The organism is Protofrankia sp. Cas8 (assembly GCF_963555845.1).
Taxonomy (GTDB): Bacteria; Actinomycetota; Actinomycetes; order Frankiales; family Frankiaceae; genus Protofrankia.
The window spans coordinates 1-8,052 of record NZ_CAUVXI010000234.1; the positions used below are offsets into that span (position 1 = coordinate 1).

The 8,052-nt window shown below is 68.0% G+C and carries 10 protein-coding genes, 1 tRNA gene and 2 pseudogenes; 7 read left to right on the forward strand and 6 right to left on the reverse strand.

Annotated features, from left to right (window positions below):
* Positions 1-458: 458 nt before the first annotated feature.
* The 6 genes and pseudogenes from U9977_RS23515 to U9977_RS23540 all read right to left on the reverse strand — a co-directional run.
* Positions 459-531: transfer RNA gene (locus U9977_RS23515), tRNA-Thr, on the reverse strand.
* A gap of 39 nt (positions 532-570) precedes the next feature.
* Positions 571-918 (reverse strand): hypothetical protein, encoded by a 348-nt coding sequence (locus tag U9977_RS23520; RefSeq protein ID WP_322751460.1) that lies wholly within the window; start codon positions 916-918, stop codon positions 571-573.
* Positions 919-935: 17 nt separating this feature from the next.
* Complete coding sequence (locus U9977_RS23525; protein ID WP_322751461.1) at positions 936-1,172, reverse strand: hypothetical protein; 237 nt, start codon at positions 1,170-1,172, stop codon at positions 936-938.
* Positions 1,173-1,204: 32 nt separating this feature from the next.
* Positions 1,205-1,522, reverse strand: coding sequence for an IS3 family transposase (locus U9977_RS23530; RefSeq protein ID WP_322751462.1), 318 nt, complete (start codon positions 1,520-1,522; stop codon positions 1,205-1,207).
* A gap of 109 nt (positions 1,523-1,631) precedes the next feature.
* Positions 1,632-1,730, reverse strand: a pseudogene (locus tag U9977_RS23535) (IS6 family transposase); the annotation flags it as partial.
* Between the two features lie 86 nt (positions 1,731-1,816).
* Positions 1,817-2,134 (reverse strand): annotated as a pseudogene (locus U9977_RS23540) (integrase); the annotation flags it as partial.
* Between the two features lie 316 nt (positions 2,135-2,450).
* Between U9977_RS23540 and U9977_RS23545 the strand changes: the two are divergent.
* From U9977_RS23545 to U9977_RS23575, 7 genes are all read left to right on the forward strand, one after another.
* Positions 2,451-2,978 (forward strand): hypothetical protein, encoded by a 528-nt coding sequence (locus U9977_RS23545; RefSeq protein WP_322751464.1) that lies wholly within the window; start codon positions 2,451-2,453, stop codon positions 2,976-2,978.
* Entirely contained in the window at positions 2,962-4,215 is a 1,254-nt protein-coding gene (locus U9977_RS23550) for an amidohydrolase family protein (RefSeq protein WP_322751465.1), read from the forward strand. Before U9977_RS23545 ends, U9977_RS23550 begins: the two co-directional genes overlap by 17 nt.
* Before the next feature lies 1 nt (position 4,216).
* Positions 4,217-4,606: a nuclear transport factor 2 family protein gene (locus U9977_RS23555; protein WP_322751466.1), complete on the forward strand. Its 390-nt coding sequence runs from the start codon at positions 4,217-4,219 to the stop codon at positions 4,604-4,606.
* Positions 4,555-5,442, forward strand: coding sequence for an enoyl-CoA hydratase (locus tag U9977_RS23560; protein WP_416210760.1), 888 nt, complete (start codon positions 4,555-4,557; stop codon positions 5,440-5,442). Before U9977_RS23555 ends, U9977_RS23560 begins: the two co-directional genes overlap by 52 nt.
* Complete coding sequence (locus U9977_RS23565; protein ID WP_322751468.1) at positions 5,432-6,670, forward strand: thiolase family protein; 1,239 nt, start codon at positions 5,432-5,434, stop codon at positions 6,668-6,670. Before U9977_RS23560 ends, U9977_RS23565 begins: the two co-directional genes overlap by 11 nt.
* Positions 6,667-7,095, forward strand: coding sequence for a Zn-ribbon domain-containing OB-fold protein (locus tag U9977_RS23570; RefSeq protein ID WP_322751469.1), 429 nt, complete (start codon positions 6,667-6,669; stop codon positions 7,093-7,095). The genes U9977_RS23565 and U9977_RS23570 overlap by 4 nt, the downstream gene beginning before the upstream one ends.
* The coding region (locus U9977_RS23575; RefSeq protein ID WP_322751470.1) for an amidohydrolase family protein at positions 7,092-8,052 on the forward strand (961 nt) is incomplete at its 3' end. The genes U9977_RS23570 and U9977_RS23575, both read left to right, overlap by 4 nt.

Sequence of the window (8,052 nt, forward strand, 5' to 3'; positions counted from 1 at the left end):
ATGTTGACGTCTCAAGTTCTGTGAGGCATCTGTCGGCCGGTCGGTGCCCTCGTACAAGCCGGGAAGGACGCGTGCGCCCTGCGGTGTTGCCCGCGCCGCCGCGCGGTGCCACCCGCTGGGATTACCGAGCAGCCGACGCCCCTCCAACTCGATCGACTTCGCCGTTGCTGTGTCTGCGGGTCCCGGCTCTGAGCGCCCGACCGGACCCGTGTGACCATGTTTGCTGCCAAGCTAAGATGGCTGGGTGCCGGAACCGCTGCGCCTGCTCGGACAGACCCGCCAGAACATCAGCTACCGCCACACCCACGCCCCGACCTTCCCCCAGCCCATCGGTGCTGTGAACGCGACGCCCCACTTTGAGCGCACCTGGGTCTGGCTGGCCGGCGACGTCGAACGCTGGCTCAGCAAACCGGGCTCGCAGTTGATCTTCGAACCGATGTGTGCACGGGGCTGGAAGGAGCCGGCGAGGGGACTCGAACCCCTAACCTCCAGATTACAAGTCAGGTGCGCTACCAATTGCGCCACGCCGGCAGAGATGCGGCTCCTACCTTAGACCATCCTCCGCGACGACTACGGCGAACGGCGCTCTCGGGAGGAGGCCGCCACGTTCGCCGGCGGAGGCTCGGATGGCGACGCCGGTGTGAGGCCGGGGTCGAGCCCTGGATAGCGGTGAACGGACAGGCGAGCCAGAGCCGTACCACTGGGACTGCGCTTTCCCGGCGGGGACGTGGGGCCCGGGTGGTCGGTGTTCATCCGGGACATGACCCTGATGACAGGTCCCGGGCCGTGGCGGGTCATCCCCCCGGTGACGGCGATGGCGCGCCAGTTGACGATCAGTGCGCCGCCGGTCGTGAGACGGTGCCACGTCACGGTGCTGCGGCGCATCGCCTCGAGGATGACCGTCTCAACCCGGGTCACGGTGGTCGCTGTGGAGTTCAGCGTGTAGCGGTCTGTGTCCAGTGTGAGGGTGGGCGTCGGCCGGTTGACCGGTTGACCGGTTTGATCTTGACCACGCCGAGTTCGTTCCGCCAGGCTCGCGCGGTACGAAACGCCCAGAGCACGCGGGCGGCTTCCGGGTAGGGCCATACCCGGGCGTCATCGCGTTCGCCGAGCAGCCAGCCGCCTCCGGCGGGGTCACCGGCGACGAGGTAGCGACGCTGGCCGGCCCACATTGGAGGGTTCCCACTTTCGTGGACAGTCCTTATTATGCTGCGCAATCACCTTTTTTGTCAAATTCCTCCTCGAACTCGACGGGGGTGAGATAGTCGATCGTGGAATGGATCCGCAACCGATTGTAGTACACTTCGATATACTCGAAGACCCCGATTCTGAGGCGTTCGACGGTGTCGAAGGGGTGGAGGTGGATGAACTCCTTCTTCAGGGTCGCCCAAAACGATTCTGCTGCGGCGTTGTCGAAACAGATTCCGGTGCGTCCGACCGAGTTCCGCACGTTATTGATCTTGCAGAAGTCGACGAACTCCTTGCTGGTGTACTGGCTGCCCCGGTCGGCATGGAAGATCATGCCTTTCGGTGGGTGCCTGCGGCTTAATCAAGCGGCATTGCCCCATGACGACCCTTCCTTTCAGACAGTGAACTTCAGGTCCGCTGTCCACAGAAACGGGATCGCTCCAATCCCGGTACGACAGCGCGAACCGCAGGTGCCAGCGGACTCCGAGCACGATCACCTCGCGCGGGAACCGGAACCCCGCGAACTCGGAGGCCGCAACCACAGGACGGACACGCCGGCGACGAGGCACTACTCGATCATGCCTGACCGGCCGGCCAGACCGCTGCGTCCAGCCAACGCAACAGAGCCGACGGTTTCGAAGAAGTCACAGGCCAGGAGAGCGTCGGCCTGGGAGCGTAGAAAGTCCGCCCAGGTGCTGGCGCCGCGGTCGGGCACCGGGCCGACGCCGGCGGCCTGCAAAATCTCCCAGACGGTGGAGGCGTCGACCCTCACCCCGAGGACGAGCAGCTCGCCGTGGATCCTTCGGTATCCCCAGCTGGGATTCTCCCGGGCCAGACACAGGACCAGGGTGCGGATGGAGTGCAGGGTCCTGGGTCGACCCGGACGCTTCGGCTTGGACTGGGCGGCGTGTCGAGGTCTGACCAGGTCACGGTGCCAGCGCAGCACCGCGAACGCGTTCGTCACGCGCAGGTAGGCCAGTCGCAACAGCACGGCCGATCATCGTGCCGCGGTCGTCGGCTGCCCCCGCGAGAGCCTGGCGCCACCACCAGCCACGGCCGCCGTGCCCCGAGACGGATGCCCCCACCTGGGCGGATGAAGTTCTCGGCGAGCACACCGTCGCTGTGAACCCAGCCGACTGGTACGGGCGCTGTTGCGTCTCCGCTCATGACATCGCGTCCATCGCGGCAAACAGCTCAATCGTCTTGTGCTTGACTGATTGATCAGTCAAGCTGAGGTCGGTAGGGAGACGAGAGGGAGATCGGTGCGTCTGACACTTGGGCTTGACTACGATTTGCCGCCGATAGCGCTGGTCGAGGAACGCACGAGGTGGTTCCCTGCGGGGGCGGTGATGTTCGGGCTCGAGCAGCGTGAGCTCGGCGAGGCTACGGTTCGGGCCGCATACACCGACGGGCAGCGCGAGGCGTCGGCCATCGACGACGTGCACGACGGCGCGTTCGCCGACGACGGCGGCCTGTCGATCCACGTGTGCGAATCGGCGACGCACAGGGAGTTGCTGCGCTTCGATTGCTTCGCGCAGACGCCGCACTACCACTACATCCCGGTGGATGGCGGCAACCGGGCGATCGCGTTCGACGCCGACGCAAACGGTCCCATGGTCCCTTGGGCGATGAGGTGTCTGCGCTCTCGCCTTCCCCAGATGCTCGCGCAGGCGGGGGCCGTCGAGTTGGCTGCGCTGATCGACGCTCGCGCCGTCGAGCTCGCCGTCGATGCGCTTTCCACGGAAATGCACCGTCGTCAGGGAGAGGGACCCGATGGTCAAGCTGGATGAGATCCAGACGACTGACTTCACCGTCACCCGAAAGGGCACGAGTGAAGGCCCGACGTTCTTACCGGAGCCCGATCGTCGGCCCCGGAAATACACCGTGATCTCCGTCGACGACCACATCGTCGAACCACCGGACATGTTCGTGGGGCGTCTCCCGTCGGCCCTCGCCGATCGGGCGCCTCGGGTCGTCACCACCGACAACGGCGGCGAGATCTGGGCCTACGACGGCGCCGAGCTGCCCAACGTCGGCTTCAACGCCGTGGCTGGCCGCCCCGTCTCCGAGTACAGCTGGGAGCCCACCCGTTTCGACGAGATGCGGCGCGGCGCGTGGGACATCGACGCCCGCGTGCATGACATGGACCTCAATGGGATCTTCGCGTCGGTGAACTTCCCGTCGTTCCTCGCCGGCTTCTCCGGCTATCGTCTACAGCTCGGCCACGACGCCGACCTCGCGCTCGCCACCGTTCGAGCGTGGAACAGCTACCACCTCGAGGTCTGGGCCGCCGCGCACCCGGGGCGCATCATCCCGCTGCAGATCCCGTGGCTGCTCGACCCGGAGGTCGCAGCCGCGGAGATCCGCCGCAACGCCGAGCGTGGCTTCCGCGCCGTCTCGTTCACGGAGTCGCCCGACAAGATGGGCCTGCCGTCGTTGTACTCCGACTACTGGGACCCCTTCTTCCGTGCGTGCGAGGAGACGGAGACCGTAGTCTGCCTGCACTTCGGCTCGTCGGGAACCACGCCGACCGTGTCCCCGGAAGCGCCGCCCGAGGCCGTCACGGTCCTCTTCGGGTCGAACATCGCGGCCGCGGTCGACTGGCTGTTCGCCAAGGTGCCGCTTCGCTTTCCCGGCATCAGGATCTGCCTGTCGGAGGGCGGTGTCGGCTGGGTGCCGTCGCTGCTCGACCGACTCGACCACATGCGCAAATACGAGGACATGTTCGCCACGTTCGCCGGCAGCGAGCTGACGCCGTCGGAGCTGGTCCGTCGCAACTTCTGGTTCTGCGCGATCGACGAGCCGTCGGGTATCGAGATGCGGCATCGCATCGGTGTCGAGAACATCGTCGTGGAGTCCGACTATCCGCATGCGGACTCGACGTGGCCCGACACCCAGGCGGTGCTCGAGCGCTCGCTCGCGGCGGTTCCGGCGGACGAGGCAGCATCGATCACCTGGCGGAACGCCTCGGCACTGTTCCGGCACCCGGTTCCAGCCGCGGTGCAGGTCGACCCGGAGGCGTTCTGACATGGACGCGACCGACGTCGTCGAAATCACCCAGGTGCTGGGCCGCTACGGCCAGATCGTCGACGGGCGGGCGTGGGGCGACCTGGCCGACGTCTTCACCCCCGACGCCGTGTTCGACACGGGCGCGTTCGGCCAGGGCTGCCAGACCGGCGTCGAGGCGATCCGCACCATGTTCGAGGGCGGGACGCAGCCGTACTCGGTGAACATCGTCAACATCGTCGTCAGCGACGGCGACGCGCCGGGTACGGCTCGGGCCTACAGCAAGAACATCGGGCTCCTGCCGAAGGGCCGCGTCGGCAGCGCCAGCTACCACGACGAGCTGGTGCGCACTGCCGGCGGATGGCGGGTGGCGCGTCGGATGGCGCACGCACCTCGTCGGGAGCAGCCGTGAGCGACGACGTCAGCTACGAGCGCCGGGGGGCGGTGGCGCTGATAACGCTCAACCGGCCCGATCGGCGCAACGCCCAGGGCGCCGACATGACCTATGCCCTGGACGGGTGCTTCTACCGCTTCTCGCGCGACAACGAGGCCCGGGTGGCCGTCCTCCGAGGCGCCGGTCCGCACTTCTCCGCTGGCCACGACGTCCACGACGTGCCCCAGGACCACGACCACGACCCCGTGTCCCTCTGGGGCCATCCGCACGGCAAACCGGGCGCTGAGTGGATCATGGCCTACGAGCAGGACGCGTTCCTCGGGATGTGCCGGCGGTGGCGCGAGGTGCCCAAGCCGGTCATCGCGATGGTGCACGGGGCATGCGTCGGCGGGGCACTTGCGCTGGCATGGGCCTGCGATCTCATCATCGCGTCGTCAGACGCGTTCTTCGCCGACCCCGTCGTGCGCCTGGGCTGCCCCGGCATCGAGTTCTTCTGCCACCCCTGGGCGCTCGGCAGCCGGTTCGCTCGTGAGTTCCTGTTCCTCGGCGAGCGCATCTCGGCCCAGCGCGCGTACGAGGTCGGCATGGTCAACCGCGTGTTCGACGCCGCCGAGCTCGAGGAGCAGACCCTCGCCATCGCCGCGCGCATCGCCGCGATGCCCAGCTTCGGCCTCACGCTCGCGAAGATGGCCGTCAACCAGGCGGAAGACGCCATGGGGATGAAGCAGGGCATCGATGCCGCGTTCAGCCTGCATCAGCTCGCACACGCCCACAACATCAACATGACGGGTGGCAGCCCGATGCTCGTCGGTCTCGACGACCTTCGCTCAACCGGAGGCGACCGTGCTTCGTGATGATCCGGTCGCCATCGTCGGCGTCGCCGTGCCGAGGGTGGCCAAGCACATCCCCGACGAGACGGCCACCAGCCTCACCTTGAAGTCCATACTCGCAGCGCTTGACGATGCCGGCCTCGAGCCGAGCGACGTCAACGGCATGTGCGCTACGTGGCCCGGTCCTGGCGGTTCGCACCAGGCATGGTCGACGAACTGGGCCCGTCAGCTCGGCGTGACGTTGAACTGGGTGATCGACGAGGGCCTCGACGTCGGCGGCATCCGTGGCGTGCTGAACGCCGCGGCGGCCATCAAGGCCGGGCTGTGCGAGACGGTGGTGGTTGCCACGGCGACCGCCGGCGGCCCGCCGCAGTCGGGTCGCGACCGCATGGCCGCGATCCACCACGGCGGACCGCAGTTCGTGTCGGGGGCGACGAGTAGCGACGGACACGGCGACGTCACCCACGCCGCTCTCGAGTTCAACCATCCATACGGCGGTTCCGGCGCGATCCATCGGTTCGCCCTGAACGCCATGCGCCACATGCACGACTACGGCACGACACATGAACAGATCGCCGAAGTCGCGGCGACGATCCGCAACAACGGCTACCGCAACCCCGAGGCCATGCACTTCGGTCGCGGCCCCTTCACCGTCGAGGACATCCTCGCGTCGCGGTGGATCGCCGAGCCGCTCCACCTGCTTGAGTGCAGCCTCGTCGGCCAGTGCGGCGTCGCCGTCGTCCTGACGAGCGGCGAGCGGGCGCGCAACCTCAAGCGACCACCGGTGTACGTCCTCGCTGGCGCCATGGAGATGGACGACGGCCCGCACCACAACCCGGCTCTCAACCGGGTTAACGGCAACCTCGGGGGCGACCGGATGAAGGTGGCCTACTCGCAGGTGGGCATCACGCCGGGCGACATCGACGTGCTGTCGGTGTACGACCCGACGGCGTTCGAGGTGATCCGCAACCTCGAGATGCTGGGCTTCTGCCGACCGGGCGAGGGTGGGCCGTTCGTCGAGAGCGGGGCGATCGCGTTGGGCGGGAAGATTCCGACCAACACCGACGGCGGCCTGCTGAGCCACGCGTGGTCGACGATGGGCCAGCTCTTGCTGAAGGTGATCGAAGGTGCCCGTCAGCTGCGCGGCGACTGCGGCGACCGGCAGGTCGAGGCGGCCGAGCTGGCGGTGTGCACGAACTCCGTGCCCGGCGCGCACCACGTGGAGGCGCTGATCCTGGGGAGCCGGGCATGACGTTGACGGCATGGTCCGGGCGGCCGGTGCCGCAGCCCACGGAGCTGTCGCAGCCCTACTGGGACGCGGCGCTGCGCGGCGAGCTGCTGTACCTGCGATGCGGGCAGTGCGGGACCGCGTTCTTCCCGCCGCTGGGCGCGTGCGTCGTCTGCCGGTCGGCGGACGTCGCGTGGCAGCGCAGCAAAGGTCGCGGCACGGTGTACTCCTACACCGTCCTTCACGACGCCCCGTCGGCCGGGTTCCCCGTGCCGAGCGTCCTGGCGATCATCGAAGTCGACGAGGGCTACCCGATGTTCAGCAGTGTCGTCGGCTGCCCACCGGGCGACGTCCGCATCGGGCTGCGCGTCCAGGTGTCCTTCGAGGAACTGACGGCCGAGATCAACTTGCCGGTATTCCGACCGGTGGATGCAGAGGAGCGAGCATGACCACGGTCCGGGACGTCCCGATCGTCGACGTCGACAGCCACGTCGCCGAGCCCGAGGATCTGTGGACCGCGCGCATGCCGGCCAGTCTCGGCGACGCCATCCCGAAGGTGGTCTGGGACGAGAGCGCCGGTGAGTCACGCTGGAAGGTAGGCGACGTCCTGCTCTCCGCGGTCGGCGAGTACTGCTCCGCCGGCTGGCCAGAGCATTTCCCGTCGCACCCGCCGACGCTCGCCGACGCCGACCCTGCGTGCTTCGACGCCAAGGCGCGGCTCGAGCGGCTCGACCAGTACGGCGTGTGGGCCCAGGTCCTGTACCCGAACGTCATCGCGTTCGACGCGCACGCGTTCCTCACCGAGCTCGGCCCCGAGCTCGCCACGACCTGCGTGGAGGCGTACAACGATTTCCTCGCCGAGTTCGCCGCCACCGACCCGCGGCGCCTCGTGCCGTTGATGATGCTGCCGTTCTGGGACGTCGAGGCGTCGGTGCGCGAGATGGAGCGCTGCCGCGCCCTCGGTCACCGCGGCGTCCTGTTCGCGGCGCTGTTCAACCGGCTCGGGCTGCCGAACATCGCGGACGCGTCCTGGGCGCCCGTCCTGTCGGCGGCCCAGGACCTCGAGCTGTCGATGAACTTCCACATCGGGTTCGGCCAGCGGGACAAGGAGTCCAGCGAGCGCGCCTGGGCGAAGCTCACGAAGCGGGCGCTCGCGGAGCGCACCGACCGCCTAGCGTTCGTCCGCAAGAGCGCTCCGCACTTCGCCAGCTCGGCGCAGGCCGTCAGCGACGTGATCATGGGCGGGGTGTGCCACCGCTACCCGCGGCTGAAGTTCGTGTCCGTGGAGAGCGGGTTCGGGTACTTCCCCTATCTGCTCGAGAACCTCGACTGGCTGTGGCTCACGTCGGGTGCGGCCGCCGAGTACCCCGAGCGCGACCGCCCGAGCACGTACTTCCACCGTCAGA